This window comes from Erythrobacter sp. SG61-1L, assembly GCF_001305965.1.
Taxonomy (GTDB): domain Bacteria; phylum Pseudomonadota; class Alphaproteobacteria; order Sphingomonadales; family Sphingomonadaceae; genus Andeanibacterium.
The window spans coordinates 2,066,952-2,084,244 of the sequence record NZ_JXQC01000003.1 but is presented as its reverse complement, the minus strand read 5'-3'; the positions used below and the strand labels follow the sequence as shown (position 1 = coordinate 2,084,244).

Below are 17,293 nucleotides of genomic sequence, written 5' to 3'. Positions count from 1 at the left end.
TGTTGTCCGGCGGATAGGCGGCCGGAATAGCCACCCGGGATTGCACCGGGTCCATGTGGTTGCCGGGCCGATAGCGGCATCAGCCGATCCGTTCAACCCGGTCCCAGAAGGGGAGCATCTACCCGGCCCACCCGGAATTTTGCGCCTGCCAACTGTGGAGGGCCACAGGTGGTGTCGTCCTTGCCCCGAACGCGAGGAAACAGCAGATGCCTCCCACTGCCGACACGTCTTTCATCAGCCGCAAATTTCAGGACGCCTTTGGAGCCTGCCCGGCTCCGTCCTTTCGCCAGTATCTGTCCCACGGACAGCAAAGCCCCACCGCCGTCCTCGGATATCGCAGGGCGGATGAAGGAAGGCTGTTCCTGGAAGCCTATCTCGACCGGCCGGTGGAAGCCTGTCTGGCGGTTGCCATGGGTGTAAAAGTGACCCGCGCCGAAATCGTTGAGATCGGTAATTTCGCTGCGTCCAATGCCATTGCGATGATCGAGTTGTGGGGTGTCGCCGCCAACGATCTGGCGAGCGGTGGGGAAATCGCGGTCGCCACGCTGACAGCCCCTTTGCGCCAGATATTCGCCCGCATCGGGGTTCCCATTGTCGAACTCGCATCTGCAAGGCCTGGTGCCCTTGGCCCGGCTGCCGCCGAATGGGGCCGTTATTACGAAACCGATCCCTGGGTTTGCGCCGGGATGATCCGCGACGGACAGGATGCAATTTCCGCCTTCCTTGACCGCCGCAACCGCAGGGAGGCAGCATGACCAGCCTTTATCGCGCTATCGCCGCCCATGGGGCCGCCGATCCGGGGCGCATCGCGCTGGACCCGGGTAACGGTTCGCCCGTCACTTACGCCGCGCTCACCGATCTGGTTGGGGAGACAGCTGCGATATTGCGGGAAATGCACGGCACCGACACGCCAGTTGCCCTGCAACTGGATTACGGCACACAACAGGCAATCACTGAACTGGCGCTGCTTGAAGCCGGCATTCCCGTCCTTTCGCTTCCCCTGTTCTTCACCGCTGAACAGGCCAGACATGCCATTACAACTTGCGGTGCGCGGATGATCTCCGATCGAGTTCCCAACGAGAATTCCGCGCACGGCGAGTCCGCGTCGTTCCCATTGTCGCCCCTTGGGACGGCGCGGATAACATTCACCTCAGGGTCCACAGGTAATCCCAAAGGCGTGTGCCTATCGGCGGAGCACCTTCTCTCTGTCGCATCGGCAGTGGTGGACGCAGTCGGCACTGGCCATGCCGGACGGCACCTGGCGCTATTACCGCCCGGTATCTTGCTGGAAACCGTGGCGGGCTTCTTCGCCACGCTGCTGGCAGGCGGAACCTATGTTTGCCCGCCTCAGGCCGAGATCGGCCTCGGCAAACCCTTCCGACCCGACTTCGTGGCAATGCTCGATGCGATCGACCGCCATGAAATCACCTCCCTAATTCTGGTTCCCGAATATCTTGCCGGATTGGTCACGGCGATGGAGAGCAGCGGTCGGAAGCTTGAAAGGCTGACGCTGGTCGCCGTTGGCGGGGCGCATACGTCGCTCGATCTTTTACGCCGCGCGCGTGCCCTCGGCCTGCCAGTGCGGCAGGGCTATGGCCTGACCGAGTGCGCGTCGGTTGTGGCGCTGGAAGGTCACGGCGAGGGTGCAGAGGGTTCCGTGGGCAGGCCATTGGGCCATATGCAGGTGCATATAGCGGATGATGGAGAAGTCCTGCTGGACGGGCCGCTATGCCTTGGCACGTTAGGTGAGCCGCGCGAGCCTAGGCCACTGGCCACTGGCGATCTGGGCAGGATCGACGCGCAGGGCCGCCTGTGGATCGAAGGCCGCAAGTCCAGCCTCATCGTGACCGGTTTCGGCCGGAACATCTCACCCGAATGGATCGAGGCAAGTTTGGTCGCCCGCCCGGAGATCGCGCAGGCGATGGTTTATGGTGACGGGCTTCCGGCGCCCGAAGCTTTGCTGGTGCCTGCAGCTCCCCATGTGGACCTTGCTGCAGCGGTCGACGCAGTGAACAACACGCTTCCCGACTATGCGCGGATCGCGAAATGGCGCGAGGCCGCGCATTTCACGCCGGGCAATGGCCAGTTGACGGGCAATGGCCGCCTGCGTCGTGCGGCGATCAGCGCGACCTATTGCAGCAGCCAGCCGGATTTCTTCGTCGAACTGGAGGCTGCCACAGTGCGAGAGAGGCTGGCATTCCTCTCCATTCCGCAATTGCAGGCAGGACTCAACGGCACGATCCCCCTTCAGGCCTACCTCGATTATCTTGCGCAGGCCTATCACCATGTGAAGCACACTGTTCCACTGATGTGGGCCGCGCATGATCGGCTGTGCCATCGCCCTGAACTGATCACCGCGCTCAATGAATATATCGCTGAGGAAGAAGGCCATGAGGAATGGATCCTTTCGGACATCGCGCATGCAGGCGGCGATGCCGAGGCCGTCCGTCACAGCGCGCCCGATCCCGCCACGGCGGCCATGGTGGACCATGCCTACCACCAGATAAGGTACGGCAACCCGGTCGCGTTGTTCGGCATGGTCTATGTGCTGGAAAGCGTTAGCGTGGCACTGGCCCAACGTGGAGCGAGCGCGGTTGCAGATACACTCGGCCTGCCGCCAAAGGCATTTACTTACCTGACATCGCACGGCGCGCTTGATCAGCAGCACATGGCCTTCTTCGCCCGCTTGGTGAATTCCTTCACCGATCCTGCTGACAGGGATGCGGTGGTGCGGATGGCCAAGGACATGTTCGCCCTGTTCGGCGGCGTTTTCGCCTCGATCGAGCTGGAGCCGGCGCGTGAAGCCGCTTGAAGGCCGCGTGGCGTTTGTTACCGGGGCAGCGGGCGGGATCGGTGCGCCGGTGGCGCGCCTGCTGCGAGATGCTGGTGCATATGTCGTCGGGGTAGACCGGGCGGATTGCCCGGCCTGCGATGAGATCATCGTTGCCGATCTGGCGCAGGACGATGCGGTCCATTCCCTCGCGCTGCGCCTGTCGGAGCACACGCCCGACATACTGGTGAACATTGCGGGCGTGATGCGCTTCGGCCTGCATGAGAGCCAGCCCGCCGATGCGCTGGCACTGTGTTACCGTGTGAACCTGCTGGTTCCCTCCGTCCTGTGCGGGGCAGTTGCAGGGCCGATGCGCCGCCGTGGCAGTGGGCAGATCGTGAATGTCGGGTCCGTCCTCGGTTCGATCCCCTATCCATGGTTCGCCGCCTATTCCGCCAGCAAGGCGGGCCTTGCCGCGCTGAGCCAGAGCTTACGCCGCGAATTGCAGGATAGCGGAATTGCCGTAACCCATATCAATCCGCGCGCGGTGCGCACGCCGTTCAACAATGGCGATGTTACCCGCTTTCTCCAGATCACCGGCATGAAGGCCGATGAGCCCGGATGGGTCGCGCAGAGGATCGCTACGGCGATCCTCTCCCGCCGTGCCACTCTTAACATCGGGGCGATGGAGCGGCTCTATGCCACGCTGAACGCCATTGCACCGGGGCTGGTGGACAGCGGCCTCAATTCGCAGATCAGGCGCGCCCGCGCCGAATTTTCATGACCATTGCAGAAGGAATTTCCGCATGAAGATCACTCGCTCCACAATGGTGGCCGTACTGGCTGCCACGCTGGCCCTTGCCATGCCCGGCGCGGCCTTTGCCGGCATGACGGAAGATGTGAAGGCCGTGAACGATAATTGGGCGCATATCACCTATGAAATGCGCGGTTCCAGCACGCAGACCAAGGCATTGGACAAATTGGCGAAGGATGCTGCCTCGCTCGTCGCGCGCTATCCTGGCAAGGCGGAGCCGCTGCTGTGGCAGGGCATAGTTACCAGCGAGCAGGCCAATCGCGCCAATATCTTCCACAAGCTGAGGCTGGCGAAGAAGGCGCAGGACATTCTGGCCAAGGCCTATGCCATCGATCCCAAGGCCGCCCATGGTGGCGCGGCAATGAGCCTTGGCGTGCTCTATTACAAGGTGCCCGGATCGCCCATCGGGTTCGGAGACAAGGACCGTGCGCGGCAATTGCTCAAGGAAGCGCTGGCGCTCGATCCGAACGGGCTCGATGCCAATTATTTCTACGGCGATTACCTGCTCGATCAGGGCGACAAGGCCGGTGCCCGTTCTTACCTGCAGAAGGCCTTGAAGGCGTCGCACGATGCCGCGCGACCGGCATGGGACGCGGGCCGCCGCCGCGAAGTACAGGCCTTGCTCGCAAAGGCGAAGTGAGCCGCCGCTGGTGGGATTTTCGGAAGGGTTGGCGGCCCAGCTTTCGCTGCCGCAGGGAATGGTCGGACTTCTGCTGGGCGGAGCGATGGACATCGCCAACCGCGTGCCCACACGGCTAGCTCTTGATCTGCTCGCGCCGCAGGATGGGGAGCGAATTCTCGATGCGGGGTGCGGCACGGGGGCGGCGCTGGTCGGGCTGCTGCGCCGTGCCGATGTTCGCGCTGTGGGGATCGACCCATCCGTGACCATGCTGGAAGCGGCCACGCGCCGTCTCCGGGGCAGGGCGCTGCTGATTCCCGGCACCGTCGAGCGGGCCGCGCTTGCCCCGGCCTCTTTCGACGGTGCCTTGCTTCTCAACGTTCTCTATTTCACGGACTGGCAGGGCCGCATGGCTGCTGCGATCTATCGCGCGCTCAGGCCGGGCGGGCGGCTGGTGGCCTATGTCACCCATCGGCAAACCATGTCCGGCTGGCGGTTTGCACAGGCCGGAAAACACCGTCTTTTCGACAGGCAGGAACTCGCTTCGGCCCTTGTCGCGGGCGGATTTGTACCGGAGCGAATTTGGGTGCAGGAAGTACCCGTAACCCGTTCGATCAGAGGCCTGCTGGTTAGGGCGGTGCGATGAAGCCATTCGGGCCGGGGCACTCTATGTTTCCCGATGACGGTGCGGCGCAGGAAGACGGCCTTGCGCAGGTGCTGGTTCAGCATCGCGGCGAATTGCTGCGTTTTCTGGCCGCGCGCTGCGGGGATCACGCCGAGGCGGAAGATTACCTGCAGGAATTGTGGATCAAGGCGTCGCGCCAGCCCAGTGGCCCGATAGGCGACGGGCGCGCCTATCTTTTCCGCATGGCGAACAATATCGTGCTCGATGCGCTCAAGATGCGCCGCCGGGCGATGGTGCGCGACCGCAAGTGGATCGCGGAAGAAGCCGGGGCTGACACAGTGCCGGAAGACCGCCCCGATCCGGCCCCGAATGCGGAGGAGGCTGCGTCTCGCCGGCAGGAGGTTGAGCTTGTGCGCAAGGCCGTCGCCAGCTTGCCGCCCGCTGCGCGCGAGGCATTGCGGCTCTACCGTTTCGAGGGCAAGTCGCAGGGGGAAATCGCGCAAATTCTCGGCATCAGCCGCAGCGGAGTGGAAAAGCACCTGGCGCTGGCGATGAAACATCTGCGAAATTCGCTGGCGGACTGTGGATTGTATGGCGCGGCGGCGTCTGGAAATGCGGGGACGCCCGGCGGACAGGTTCCGCCAGCGGGGCAAGTGACATGAACGACACTGAACAGGAAATCATCGAACAGGCGGCGGCCTGGCATTTGGCCAGTCTTGGCGATGAAATGGACTGGGATGCCTTCACGCGATGGCTGGAGGCAGACTCGCGCCATCGCGCTGCTTTCGATGAAATGGCGCTGGCCGATACGCTGATTGCAGATCATCCAGAAGCCTTGGAGCCCATCGGCGTAGCGAATGACGATTGGGTGGGTGAACAGCCGCAGCCTTACGTGGGCAGGCGCTCTTTCGCGATGCGTTGGGCTGGGGGTGCCATTGCAGCCACGCTCGTGGCAGCCATGGCGGTCTGGCAGATTGGGCCCGGCAATGTCCAGACTTACGCCACCGGTATGGAGGCGCGCCGGATCGCCCTGGATGACGGATCGCAGATCGAATTGGCGCCGCATAGCAGTCTGAAGATTGAGGGCCGTGATCAGCAACGCATCGCGCTGGATGGCGGCGCATGGTTTGACATCCGTCACGATCCCTCGCGCCAGTTGGCAATTACGGCCGGGCAGCTGGAAATCAGCGATATCGGCACGCAGTTCGATGTGCAGTCAGCTGCAGGACAAGTGCGGGTGCAGGTTGCTGAAGGCCGGGTTCGGGTTTCCTCAGATGCGCTGGGCAAGCCGCTGAGTCTGGCTGCAGGCCATGGTGTGACGTTTGACCCGGCTGGTGGCACTGCGGAAGTCGCCTCGGTGCAGGCAGGAAAGGCGGGCGAGTGGCGCGAGGGCAGATTGTCCTTCGACGCCGCACCGCTGCCGCTCGTCGCGGCCGATCTCAGTCGTTATGCGGGGGTCAGGGTGTCGGTGGCAGACAATGCCCGCAACCGGCGCTTCACGGGCACCCTGGTGATTCAGGACGGAGAAACGGCCCTGCGCGACCTTTCTCAGCTAATGGATCTCGAACTCGGTCGCAGCGGCAAAGGCTATCGGCTGGAGGTTCGCAATCGCTGATAAGAGACGTTGCTGTTCTGGGCATCAACGCCGGTTTGTCATGAAGATAAATCCTTTATAATCAGATGCATGGGTTAGAGGTTCGCGGATAATCTCACCCGCTGCCGAGAAAAACCTTGGCAAATCAGCCCATCCGTTGCACACTTTTTGTCAAATACAAAAAGAGGGGCCCAGGCCCCGGCTGAGGGGATGATCATCATGTTCAAGCAGTCTCGTCTGCTCCTGCTTTCCTTGCTACTTCCTGCGTCACTCCTGCTCGGCACTGGTTCCGGCGCTTCCGCTCAGGGTATGCATTCCCACGATGCGATGGAGGTGGACACATCGCCCGTGACCGTCCGGTCGCTGCGCTGGTCCGATCCTGCGACCTGGCCCGATGGAAAGGTGCCGGGCAAGGGCGATGCCGTCACGATTGCGCGCGATATGGACGTTCTGATGGATGTCAGTCCGCCCGCCCTGCGCAGCCTGACCGTGAACGGCAAGCTTCGCTTCTCCGACGACCGCGACCTCGAGCTTCAGACCGAGTGGATCTACATGCCGCGAGGCGAACTGGAGATCGGCACGGAAGCCCGCCCGCACACCCACAAGGCCACGATCACGCTGACCGACAATGTTCCCAACGAAGACATCAACACGATGGGCGATCGCGGGATCATGCTTCTGGGCGGCACGCTGAACCTTCATGGCGACCGGGAAAACAGCTGGACCAAGCTGTCCAGGACGGCAAAGGCCGGCGCCAGCAAGATTGACGTGCTCGACGCCAGCGGCTGGCGCATCGGGGACGAGATTGTCCTCGCATCGACCGACTTCAATCCCCGGCAGGCCGAACGGCGCCACATCAAGGCCATCGCGGGCAATTCGCTGACGCTCGATAAGCCGCTCGAATATATGCATTTCGGTGAAATCACGTTCGGCGTGGATGAACGGGGCGAAGTCGGCCTACTGACGCGCAACATCCGCATTCAGGCTTCGGATGACTCGGAAAAATCCTATTTCGGCGGCCACATCATGGCGATGGCCGGGTCCAAGATGTTTGTTTCCGGCATCGAACTGAATCACATGGGGCAGCACCTCCATCTGGCCCGTTATCCGATCCACTGGCACCTTATCGGCGAAGGCGAGGGGCAGTATATCCGCAACTCCGCCATCCACGACACGTTCAGCCGTTGCGTCACGGTTCACGGCACGAACAATTTGAAGGTGGAAAACAACGTGACCTTCAACACGGTGGGTCACTGCTTCTTCATGGAAGACGGGATCGAAACCGGTAACCAGTTCGTGCACAATCTGGGTATCCAGACCAAGTGCCATCCGACCCTGCCCTGCGAGCCGACCAACCTTACTCTGGCTCATCAGACGACGGCAGGCCAGAAATCCAAGAATATCCTGATCCCTTCGGACAATACCGTTTCCACTTTCTGGATCACCAACCCAGACAATATCTACCGCGACAATGTGGCGGCAGGGTCAGACCAGATCGGTTTCTGGATGGCCTTCCCGCAGCATCCAACCGGTCAGTTCGAAGGCACGGAGATCAGCAAGAACACCTGGCCCGGACGGACAAAGTTTCGGGAATTCAGCGGAAACACCGCTCATTCCAATTTCGACGGTCTGATGCTGGATCGCGGCCCCGGCCCCGATGGCACCTTCGGGATCGCCGGTCCCAATCTCATCAGCTACGCCAACCCCGCCGATACGAATAGCGGGCTGGTCGTGTCGCAATTCGACAATTTCACCGGCTACAAGAACCGCAATGGCGCGATCTGGGGCCGCGGTGAGTACCACCTCTACACCAATTTGAAGCTGGCCGATAACGCCATCGGCTTCACTCATGCATCTGGCGCCCCCGGCATCGCGCCTTATACCTCACGCGTGGTGGACTCGCTGTTCGTGGGTGAGAGCGACAATATCGGCAATCCTACAACGCCCGAGGAGCTGGCCTATGGCCGCAGCCTACCGGCAGCCGCGGCGGATTTCCCGATCCGTGGCTATGAATATTACGATTTCTACCATGAGGTGGAGAACACCACTTTCGTAAACTTCGTGCCCAACGCCCAGCGTCAGGCCGGTGCGCTTTCCTACCTGCTGTTCACCAGCTTCGGCATGAGCACTGAAAACTGGGTGAAGGGCTTGAAGTTCGTCAATGCCAACCCGGTCAGTTTCCCGCAGATTCAGCGCCGCTGGGCATCCGATTACGGCCGCAGCGCTGCATACCGCAGTGCCGCTTTCCGTGACCTTGACGGTTCGATCAGCGGAACGCCCGGTGCCTATATCGTCATCGATAACGGTATCGCAGCCGACGAAGACAGCTGCCAAATCAAGGCGATCTGGAATGCGGCAATTTGCCGCGGAGACATCGGCCGCTTCAGCATCGCCGGCAATTTCAACGGATTCGAAACCGGCCCAATTGCCGATCCGATCATCCTCCAACGCAAAGGTCGGCGGTTCGAATATAATGGCGAAACTACTGTCGGCAGCGGTGCTGAACTGAGGGTCGAAACGGCAAGAGATACGCTTTCCCTCTCCCTCCGGGAAATGGATAAGGGTTCCTTCGTGATCTTCGAACTGCCCGGCTTCGCCTCGTCGGCAGGCGGCACGCAGGAAACCAGCCTTGCCGCACTGCGCGCAGCGAACAGCACGGCCTATTTTCAGGACGGCGACACGCTGTGGGTGAAACTTGTGGTCGAAGATGCCAGCGGCAAAGGCCCGGTCATCGAGAAGATCGGCAATATCACCGCACAGGCAACTATCGAGGTTGGTAAGGAAGGCCACGGCGGCTGATGTAACGAGAACCCCCGGCGAGAGCTGGGGGTTTTCTCATTCGCGCAGTGCGATCATCTAGGCGGGGTGGAGCCTGGCCTGGTCTGGGAGGACACAAAAGCTGGCCAGCTTGGTCAGCGTTCCGCCCGGCTGCTGGACCTTGTCCAGCACCTTGAGGTCGGTGCGCCATTCCCGGGCCGTGATGTCGAACAACTGATAACCGCGCTGCTGGTTGTAGAGCGCGAAATGCGGATTATCCTGCAGGATGAAGCGCCGCGTCTCGCTGTCGGCGGCGCCATCCCCACCGGAACTGATCGAAGTCCCCAGAAACTCGGTTGCGGCCGCCGGCCCGTCCAGTTCGCCGGGGCGCAGGGGCAGATAGCCGACATTGTGGACGTGGGAATCCCCGCTGGCCACGACAACATTGGTAAGCCCATTGTCGCGAATGGCTTGAACCAGTCGCGCACGGGCCGCCGGATAGCCGCTCCAGCTGTCAGGCGGATCGGTCATGCGGATGCCATCGGTGTCGCGCCGGATGATCGGCATCATCCGCACCTGCTGTGCGATCAGGTTCCAGACGGCATCGTTACGCAGGCCAGCGCCCAACCATGCCTCTTGCGCATCGCCCAATACCGTCGATGTGGGATCGTCCTGCTTGCGGCAGGCGCGTGCGCCTGGTTTTTCGCACAATTGCTGGCTGCGATAGCTGCGCGTGTCCAGGACATGCATCCTGACCAGGCGCCCGAAATCCAGCCTGCGGAACATGGTCAGCCCGCCAATCCGGGGCGCCTGTGCGAGCCGCACCGGCATATGTTCGTACCATGCCTGCATGGCAACGATCCGCCGGGCCATTACCGCCTGTTCGGGGCTGCCATCCTGGTCGAAGGTGGATACCCAGTTATTGTCCACCTCGTGATCGTCGAAGGACATGATGAAGGCAGTGGCGTGATGGGCAGCCTGCAGGTCCGGATCGCTTTTGTACTGGGCGTAGCGCCGGCGATAATCCGTCAGCGAATATATCTCGTTGTCGGCATGCCGCCGGTTGACCTTGCGCCCTTCGCGGTCCCGGATCGTGAAGCTGCTTTCAGGCCCATATTCGTAGATATAGTCGCCATAGTGGAAGATGGCGTCGAGATCGGGTTCCTCGCTCAGGTGCCGCCAGGCATCGTACCAGCCTTGAGGATAGGCCTGGCATCCGGCCAGCCCCAGTCGCAAGCGTTCGGGGGAAGACCCAGCCGCCGGGGCAGTGCGTACCCGCCCGACGGGGCTGGCTTCGGCGCCCGCAATGTGGAAGCGATACCAGTAGTGGCGGGCGGGCTGGAGGCCGCCCACCTCGACATGGACGCTGTGAGCCAGTTCGGGATGCGCGATCTCCTCTCCGTTCCGCACGATGGTCAGGAAGGCTTCGTCTTCCGCCACTTCCCAGCGCACCGCCACCGCCAGCGGAGGCATCCCGCCATCCGGTTGCAGGGGATGGGGCGCCAGCCGCGTCCAGATCACGAAGCCGTCTGGCCAAGGGTCGCCCGAAGCGACGCCAAGGCTGAAGGGATAGGCATCGAAACTGGGCGCGGCCCATAGCCGGGTGTGAGTGCCAAGGCCGGAAAGCAGCATCAGCCCGCTTGCCGAGACAAGGAAATTACGCCGGTTGAACACCATTCTGGATTGCCTGCCAGGAATGTAGGGAAGTGTGGAAGGCGTGCTGCCGGTCAGAAGGTGGCGCGAACGCCAATCGTCCCGCTGACCCCCGCATTGTTGTAGTTCGCGACGTGATCGGGAACCGAACCGGCATCGTTGGTGACCCCCGGCGCAAGGCGGTAGGTTGCCCGGTTGAGCAGATTCCTTACCGAGAAGAAGCCTTCCAGCCCGCGGCGGAAGCGGTAATTGCCGGAAAGGTTCACGTCCCAGCGCGCCTTGTCATAAGTGCCGGTGGAGATGGTCGCGGGCCGGTCATCCGTCCACACGGTGTTGAGATAGAGCCGCACCGGTCCGCTCTTGTAGGCCAGCGCCATGGTGAACATGTTTTCCGGGGTCAGCGAAATCGGTTGGTTAGGGTGCGTGTAAGTGTAGGAGCCGCGCAGCGTCAGCCCCTTGAAGGGCTTGGGCAGCAGGCGCTCCAGCGAATAGTTCAGCTCCAGTTCCACGCCCTGAATGCTGATCGTGCCTTCGCCCACAGTGGCCGTGGTGCGGAAGGTGTAATCGGCATATTCGGTGCCGGTATAGCCGAATTCCTGCGCGGTGAATTCCTGCGTTTGGAACGCACCCTTCAGCTCATTGCGGAAATAGTTGATCCCGATCAGGCCCACCGGTTCGAAATACTTCACCAGCCGTACCGAGTAATTGTCCGAGAGTTCCGGTGTCAGACCGGGGTTGGGCACGGTGACGGTCTGGGTTGTCTCGTTGACTGACCAGACGCCCGCCAGAACGTCCACTTCAGGCCGGCGGATCGTGCGGCTGTAGCCCAGCTGCAGGTCCAGACTGTCAGTGAAGGAAATCTTGGCCGAGGCGCTGGGGAAGAAGTAATCGTAATTGCCCTTGCGCGGGACGCGGGGGCGCGATTCATACTGGTATTGCAGGCCTTCGATGGTGGTCGCCTGGCCGGTCGTGGAAGATACGGCGTAGCCGGCTTCGATCACCTCTGCCGCAGAAAGCGGATCGGGTTCCAGTGCGGCCGTGCGCGTCTGTTCCCAGCGCAGGCCTGCGCGGACTGCCAGCCATTCGAGCGGTTGCGCTGTTGCCATCGCATAGGCGGCGTAAGTGTCTTCGTCGAAATGGCGGCTGTTGCCGATATTGGCGTTGTAATAATTGGTGGCCGTCATCACCGGGGTAAACTCATCCGGGTGATCCAGGAAATATTGCCCGATCAGATAGTTGCTCGGCATGTAGAATGCCGAGGAACCGGAGCTGGAGAGGAGGCTTAGGCCAGATTCGTTGAAGTTCAGCGGGATGTAGCTCTGATTGGCAATCAGGAACTCTGTCGTGCTGAGCGGGCCGGTATAGGTATAGCGGCTCGCTTCGCGGCGGTTCTCATAGAGATAGGTCGCCATCTGAACCTTGCCGCCCGCCTTGAGCATGATGGGGAAGGAACTGCCCGGCACGTCATAGGCCAGATTGAGCGCGCCACCGGTCCGTTCGACCTTCGAGGAGCGGCCATCTTCCGCGTTGATGACGATGGAGGATGCGGAATAGCTTGCAGGATCGCTCCAGTCCGCGCCGCTCACCTGCTGGATGGTCCAGTCCGTGGCCAGATAATCCTCGCTGCGCTGTGCGGAATAATTGCCGGAAGCCGTGGGGGACGTAGTGGTGAACACGGCGTGTTCCTTGCCCATCGGGTCATAGCTGCTGTTCGAATTGGTGTAAAAGAAGTTGCCGTCCAGCGTGACGTAATTGCCGCGATATTCGAAGCTGGGCGTAACGGTAACCCCGGTGCCGACCTTGGCGATGGTGTTGGCGTCTGCACGCAGGGAAGCAGTGCCCGCCGCCAGCAAGGTGGTGTAATCGAAGGCCGGCTCTCCCTCCAGACCCCGGCTGCGGGCGCCGCTGGTCAGGACATAGGCCCGCTGTTCGGACAGGTTATAGGACCGATTGTAGATGCCCATCAGCGACAGGGTCAGCTCATCGGTAGCCTTGAAGTCCAGCGTCAGGTTGCTCGAGATGCGGGAAACTTCCTGAGCGGTCACGCGGTTGGTCATCGTGGCGGACGCGATCGGATCGGGGCTTTTGGCCGTGGCTGTGTAGTTCCAGCCATGCTGGATCGTTTCCAGCTCCGTGTGAACGCGCGACAGGCTGGCGCTGGCAACAATGCCCAGCCGCCCGTCTAGCATGACGTCGGAATATTCGATGGACCCGCCGGGGCGGAACCGGCCATTGCCGCGGTCCTCGCCCGGACCTGCCTGTTTGCTGTCCCACAGATCCGACTGGGTTGTCGCGTTCAGCGAGACGACGATGCGGCGCCCCTTGCGGTCAAACGCGCGCTTGGTGCGTAGGTTGATGGTCCCCGCGGGTGCATTCGCATCGACATCGGCGCTGACGGTCTTGGAAATTTCGATTGAATCGATGCTGCTCAGCGATGCCTGTTCGAAACTGAAGGAGCGCGAAGTGCTCGACCCTGAATTGGCGTCCGCCCCGGCAATGGCGATGCCGTTGACCGTCACCGACGTATATTCTGGCGGCAGGCCGCGAAGGCCGACATAGCGCACGCTGTCATCCGCCGCACCCTGGTTCTGGGTGATGACGCCCGGCATGAACTTCAGGAATTCGCCGATATTGCCTTCTGAAACCTCACCGAAGGATTCGGATGAGAGGCTGTTGGTGATGTCCATCGAATTGCGCTGGCTCATGATCGCCTTGGCATCGCCTTCGCGAACGCCGGTAACGACGATTTCGTTGGCAGCCAGTTCTTCCCCGCCCGCGGCAAGGACGAAGTCGACTTCCAGCGCCTTGCCGGCAGGGGTGTCGACCGTGACGAATTTGTCGGGATAGCCGGTGAAGGCGACGGTGATTTCCGTCTCGCCCGCCGGAACGTCGAGCAGGCGGTACTGGCCGCCTTCACCCGTGCTGGTGCTCCGCTTTTCGCCCGTGGAGGTGGTGACACGAATGATGGCGTTGCGCTTGTATTCCCCGGTCACCGGGTCAAGCACCTTGCCGGAGAGCGTACCGGTCTCGGCCTGGCTGCGTGGCCCCGGATTGGTAACGATGCTGTATCCGCCGCCGGGCGTCGTGCGATAGGTCAGGCCCGTTCCCGTAAGCAGCAGCTGCAACGCCTTTTCCGCCGTGTGCTTGCCGGACACTCCGGGCGAATTGCGGTTTTGCGTCAGTTCCGATCGGGCGGACACGGCCACACCGGCCACGCGCGAGAAGTCCAGCAGTGCCGATGCCAGCGGCTGGGCGGGAATGTTGAAATCCCGCGTGGCGGGTTGTTCCTTTGCATTGGCCGGACTGCCGGCCAGCATCAGGGCCGGCACAGATGTCATGCTGAGCAGAGCGATTGCGAACTTTTTCACGAACATTACCCCAAGTCCCTTGAACCGTGCACGAGCGGGGCAGGCGCACATTGCGCAGACCCCGTCGTGTTTCCGGCTCAAGGACGTCCGGACACGCGAAATTGGACAAAGAAATTTCAGGGGCCGCGTAAAATGTTGGAAATGCGCTTCCCGGCGGCCTGTGCGGCTAGTTTGGGAGTGCGCTTTTCTGCCGCAGGGTGACCGAGCCATCAGGCATCCGCTCGACGGAAACGGGCAGGATGCCGGGCAGGGTGTCCAGCATCTGATCGACCTGAGATGTGCTGAAGGACGTGGTCAGACGCTCGCCGGCAAGGGAGGCTGAGGTAATCGTGATGGGGTGCGGGTAATATCGCCGCGCATCGGCGATAATCTCGCCCAGCGAAGTGTCGTGATAGTCGAGATGGCCGCTGCGCCATGCGCCGGGTTCGCTACCGCCAAGCTGTTCAGGCAGAGAGCGAGCGGTGCCGCCCGCGCGCAGCTTCTGACCGGCGACCAGCGTAACGACACTCCCGGCAGATGGCTTGCTCCCAACAGGATCGGGCGCGACCTGCACAACCCCTTCCTTCACCGACACTGCCACATGGTCACCATCGAAATTGACGTTGAACTTGGTGCCGACGACGCGGATGCGCTGGCCGCCAACCAGAACCACGAAAGGGCGGTTCTTGTCGGGGGAAACGGAGAAGAACGCCTCGCCACGGGTGAGCTGAACCGTGCGTTCGCCGTGGGAGAAGTCCACATCCAGGGCGGAATGGCCGCCCAGCGTGACAAGGCTGCCGTCCTTCAACGGAATGTCGCGGATTTCCGCCACGCGGGTTTCAAAATCCGGCGTGGCGGGGCGTAGCATCCATGCGCCGCCGAACACCGCAATCGCCATCATGCAGGCCATGGCAAACTGAGGCACGCCGCGCGGCAGGCGGGTTCCATCGCTGAGATTGCCCAGCCGGGCGGCGAGGGCGACCAATCGTTCGCGCAGGGTCGGCTGGCCCAGCAATTCCCGGTAGCGGGGATGGCGCCCGAGGCTTGCGGCATCCTGCCAGACGCGATTGAGCAATTCCTGGCTGTCGCCAGTGCCGCTCAGCAGCATATCGGCTGGATGCACGGCGGCATGCCGGTGCGCACCGGCAACATCCGTTGCGGTTCCGTCCTCAGCCTGCCTGTGCATGTGCCGGTCGCCAGTCACCCTTTGCGCTCCGCTTTCGCGAAAGCCTTCGCGCAATCCTCTAATGCGCGTTGGACGTGCTTATACACGGCGCTCTCGGTCATACAAAACTGCGCGGCGACTTCTCGAGGGGAAAGGCCTTCTACGCGCACCAGCAGGAAGATACGCCGCCGCGTGGCAGGCATGGCCAGAAGCGCCTGTTCGAATATGGCGAAACGCTGCCGCTCATAGAGCATCTGTTCGGGGCAGGGGCTGACAGGCTGATATTCCGGCGATTGCACAAGCTCGCGCATCGCTTCATCGCGTCGAATCTGGCTTCGCCGGTGGTCGATCACGACGTTGCATGCGATTGTGTAGAGATAACGGCGCGGGTCTTCCACGCCGGTGCCAGAACTGACCGCAGCCAGCTTTGCGAATGCCGTCTGGCAGACTTCTTCTGGCTCCGGCGGTCCGGAACCGAAGCGGCGGGCGATGTAGCGGATCAAATTCGGCGCAAGTTCGCGATAGAGAGCATCGAGCTCACCGCTGTCTCCAGCGCTGTCGGAATTTGCGGGTCTGGTGCTTGATGCCCCCAAAACACCGCTTTTCCAAGGCACTCCAACTATCGCCATCACGCTTCGCCAGTGCGGAAAACATCCGGCGATCAGGCTGCGCGGAAGCTGTCCATTAAACTCAGTGGCTGCGCCCTAGGGGCGAATTTATGCCGCTTTGTGACAGTGCGCGGATGGCCAGGAAGCGTTGAGTGAGGCCCGGCCGGCACTCCGGAAAATCTTTTTCGACGCGCCCTGTCAGATTTCCTGTTGCACTGCGTCATTGCGTCGAGGCCGCAAGGATAGCGGCTCGAGATTGAGGGAAACGTCGTGAAATATTCGAGAATGTTCAGGCCGTTTTCGTCTCAGGATCGAGGCTGTAATAAAAAAGACATAAAGTCTTTTGAATGTAACTCGAAATTCATGTCGATAATGATGGGCGCGATTTTTGCTCTCGCGATCGGTTTCCTTCCTGCATCGGGTATTGCCAGAGAACTTGATGCTGATGGCGGGCGGGAGGCGGAGCTGGAGCGCCGCCTTGCCGGGCCTGACGGGGCTGTCATGGTCGTTGCGCACCGTACCTGCTGGCGTGAGGCTTCCGAAAACAGTCTGGACGCGATCGAGGCCTGTATCGCCGCCGGGATCGACATGGTCGAAATCGACGTTCGGGCAACCCGCGATGGCCAGCTGGTGTTGATGCACGATGCCACGGTCGACCGGATGACCGACGGTACCGGCCGGGTCGAGGACATGGACTGGGCCGATCTTGCCAAGCTGCGCCTGCGTGAAGGGCAAGGGCGCGGCTCGGCGCTCACCGACCGCAGGATTCCCCGGTTCGAGGATGCGCTGCGCGTGGCCAAGGGGCGCATCCTGATCAATGTCGATGCGAAGATTGCCGTGACCGAAGAAGTGCTTGGCCTGATCGACCGTGCGGGTGATCGCGATCAAGTGCTGTTCAAGGCGGAAGCGCCGCTGGAAGACATCAGGCGTCTGGCACCGTGGGTTTCGCAGGTTCGTTTCCAGCCCATTCTGCGCGAGCCGACACTTGCAGGCGACGCCGCTGGCATTGTGGCGACCTACGATCCAATCCACCCGGTCAGCTATGAAATCGACGTGAAGGGCCGGGCCTTTACGCCCACCTTGACGCCGATCATTCAGGCTCGCTGCGCTCGCTATTGGGTGAACAGCCTGGCCGGGCGCGCCTATGACGACGAAGACGCGCAGGCCGACCCGGATGGCGTGTGGGGCGAACTGATCGCCCACGGCGTGGACGCCATCCAGACGGATTATCCGATTCAGCTCAAATCCTACCTCGCCCATACCGGGGCGACGAGTTTCCGCTGCACACCCGCAGCGCCCTGAACCCCCGCTTTTCCCCCTACTGACCTCCAAGCAACAGGA

The 17,293-nt window shown here is 61.9% G+C and carries 13 protein-coding genes and 1 other annotated feature; of the genes, 9 read left to right on the top strand and 4 right to left on the bottom strand.

What is annotated here, in order from left to right; all coding sequences use genetic code 11:
- Window positions 1-56, bottom strand: a sequence feature (sul1 is cis-regulatory element that is thought to sense ions involved in sulfur or methionine metabolism; They are found in Alphaproteobacteria).
- A gap of 150 nt (window positions 57-206) precedes the next feature.
- The 8 genes from SZ64_RS10275 (at window position 207) to SZ64_RS10240 (ending at window position 9,221) form a co-directional block, all read left to right on the top strand.
- A complete protein-coding gene (locus tag SZ64_RS10275; protein ID WP_054530742.1) occupies window positions 207-755 on the top strand; it encodes a thermostable hemolysin in 549 nt (182 codons plus the stop codon).
- Window positions 752-2,812, top strand: coding sequence for an AMP-binding protein (locus SZ64_RS10270; protein WP_054530741.1), 2,061 nt, complete (start codon window positions 752-754; stop codon window positions 2,810-2,812). The genes SZ64_RS10275 and SZ64_RS10270 overlap by 4 nt, the downstream gene beginning before the upstream one ends.
- Window positions 2,799-3,554: an SDR family NAD(P)-dependent oxidoreductase gene (locus SZ64_RS10265; RefSeq protein WP_054530740.1), complete on the top strand. Its 756-nt coding sequence runs from the start codon at window positions 2,799-2,801 to the stop codon at window positions 3,552-3,554. The genes SZ64_RS10270 and SZ64_RS10265 overlap by 14 nt, the downstream gene beginning before the upstream one ends.
- A gap of 22 nt (window positions 3,555-3,576) precedes the next feature.
- Complete coding sequence (locus tag SZ64_RS10260) at window positions 3,577-4,224, top strand: tetratricopeptide repeat protein (RefSeq protein ID WP_156313606.1); 648 nt, start codon at window positions 3,577-3,579, stop codon at window positions 4,222-4,224.
- Window positions 4,225-4,234: 10 nt separating this feature from the next.
- Window positions 4,235-4,849 (top strand): class I SAM-dependent methyltransferase, encoded by a 615-nt coding sequence (locus SZ64_RS10255; RefSeq protein ID WP_241773022.1) that lies wholly within the window; start codon window positions 4,235-4,237, stop codon window positions 4,847-4,849.
- Window positions 4,850-4,872: 23 nt separating this feature from the next.
- Window positions 4,873-5,490, top strand: a complete 618-nt coding sequence (locus SZ64_RS10250; protein ID WP_054530739.1) for a sigma-70 family RNA polymerase sigma factor — start codon at window positions 4,873-4,875, stop codon at window positions 5,488-5,490.
- Window positions 5,487-6,443, top strand: coding sequence for a FecR domain-containing protein (locus SZ64_RS18930; protein ID WP_054530738.1), 957 nt, complete (start codon window positions 5,487-5,489; stop codon window positions 6,441-6,443). Before SZ64_RS10250 ends, SZ64_RS18930 begins: the two co-directional genes overlap by 4 nt.
- 198 nt (window positions 6,444-6,641) lie before the next feature.
- Window positions 6,642-9,221: a G8 domain-containing protein gene (locus tag SZ64_RS10240; RefSeq protein WP_206742906.1), complete on the top strand. Its 2,580-nt coding sequence runs from the start codon at window positions 6,642-6,644 to the stop codon at window positions 9,219-9,221.
- A gap of 57 nt (window positions 9,222-9,278) precedes the next feature.
- Here SZ64_RS10240 and SZ64_RS10235 read toward each other — a convergent pair whose 3' ends face one another.
- The 4 genes from SZ64_RS10235 to SZ64_RS10220 form a co-directional block, all read right to left on the bottom strand.
- Complete coding sequence (locus SZ64_RS10235; protein WP_054530736.1) at window positions 9,279-10,856, bottom strand: alkaline phosphatase D family protein; 1,578 nt, start codon at window positions 10,854-10,856, stop codon at window positions 9,279-9,281.
- Window positions 10,857-10,906: 50 nt separating this feature from the next.
- Entirely contained in the window at window positions 10,907-14,200 is a 3,294-nt protein-coding gene (locus SZ64_RS10230; RefSeq protein WP_206742905.1) for a TonB-dependent receptor, read from the bottom strand.
- 166 nt (window positions 14,201-14,366) lie between these two features.
- A complete protein-coding gene (locus tag SZ64_RS10225; protein ID WP_054530734.1) occupies window positions 14,367-15,365 on the bottom strand; it encodes a FecR domain-containing protein in 999 nt (332 codons plus the stop codon).
- A 14-nt stretch (window positions 15,366-15,379) separates the two neighbouring features.
- The gene (locus SZ64_RS10220; protein ID WP_162225107.1) at window positions 15,380-15,958 is read right to left on the bottom strand and encodes an RNA polymerase sigma factor; all 579 of its coding nucleotides are present in this window, start codon (window positions 15,956-15,958) and stop codon (window positions 15,380-15,382) included.
- 366 nt (window positions 15,959-16,324) lie between these two features.
- Between SZ64_RS10220 and SZ64_RS10215 the strand changes: the two genes are divergently transcribed.
- Entirely contained in the window at window positions 16,325-17,254 is a 930-nt protein-coding gene (locus SZ64_RS10215; RefSeq protein ID WP_054530732.1) for a glycerophosphodiester phosphodiesterase family protein, read from the top strand.
- Window positions 17,255-17,293 lie beyond the last annotated feature (39 nt).

Excerpts from the sequence above, each read along its gene's own strand:
- SZ64_RS10215 (WP_054530732.1), top strand. The coding sequence starts at position 16,325 with ATGATGGGCGCGATTTTTGCTCTCGCGATCGGTTTCCTTCCTGCATCG.
- SZ64_RS10240 (WP_206742906.1), top strand. The coding sequence starts at position 6,642 with ATGTTCAAGCAGTCTCGTCTGCTCCTGCTTTCCTTGCTACTTCCTGCG.
- SZ64_RS10250 (WP_054530739.1), top strand. The coding sequence starts at position 4,873 with ATGTTTCCCGATGACGGTGCGGCGCAGGAAGACGGCCTTGCGCAGGTG.
- SZ64_RS18930 (WP_054530738.1), top strand. The coding sequence starts at position 5,487 with ATGAACGACACTGAACAGGAAATCATCGAACAGGCGGCGGCCTGGCAT.
- SZ64_RS10225 (WP_054530734.1), bottom strand. The coding sequence starts at position 15,365 with ATGCACAGGCAGGCTGAGGACGGAACCGCAACGGATGTTGCCGGTGCG.
- SZ64_RS10260 (WP_156313606.1), top strand. The coding sequence starts at position 3,577 with ATGAAGATCACTCGCTCCACAATGGTGGCCGTACTGGCTGCCACGCTG.
- SZ64_RS10270 (WP_054530741.1), top strand. The coding sequence starts at position 752 with ATGACCAGCCTTTATCGCGCTATCGCCGCCCATGGGGCCGCCGATCCG.
- SZ64_RS10275 (WP_054530742.1), top strand. The coding sequence starts at position 207 with ATGCCTCCCACTGCCGACACGTCTTTCATCAGCCGCAAATTTCAGGAC.
- SZ64_RS10235 (WP_054530736.1), bottom strand. The coding sequence starts at position 10,856 with ATGGTGTTCAACCGGCGTAATTTCCTTGTCTCGGCAAGCGGGCTGATG.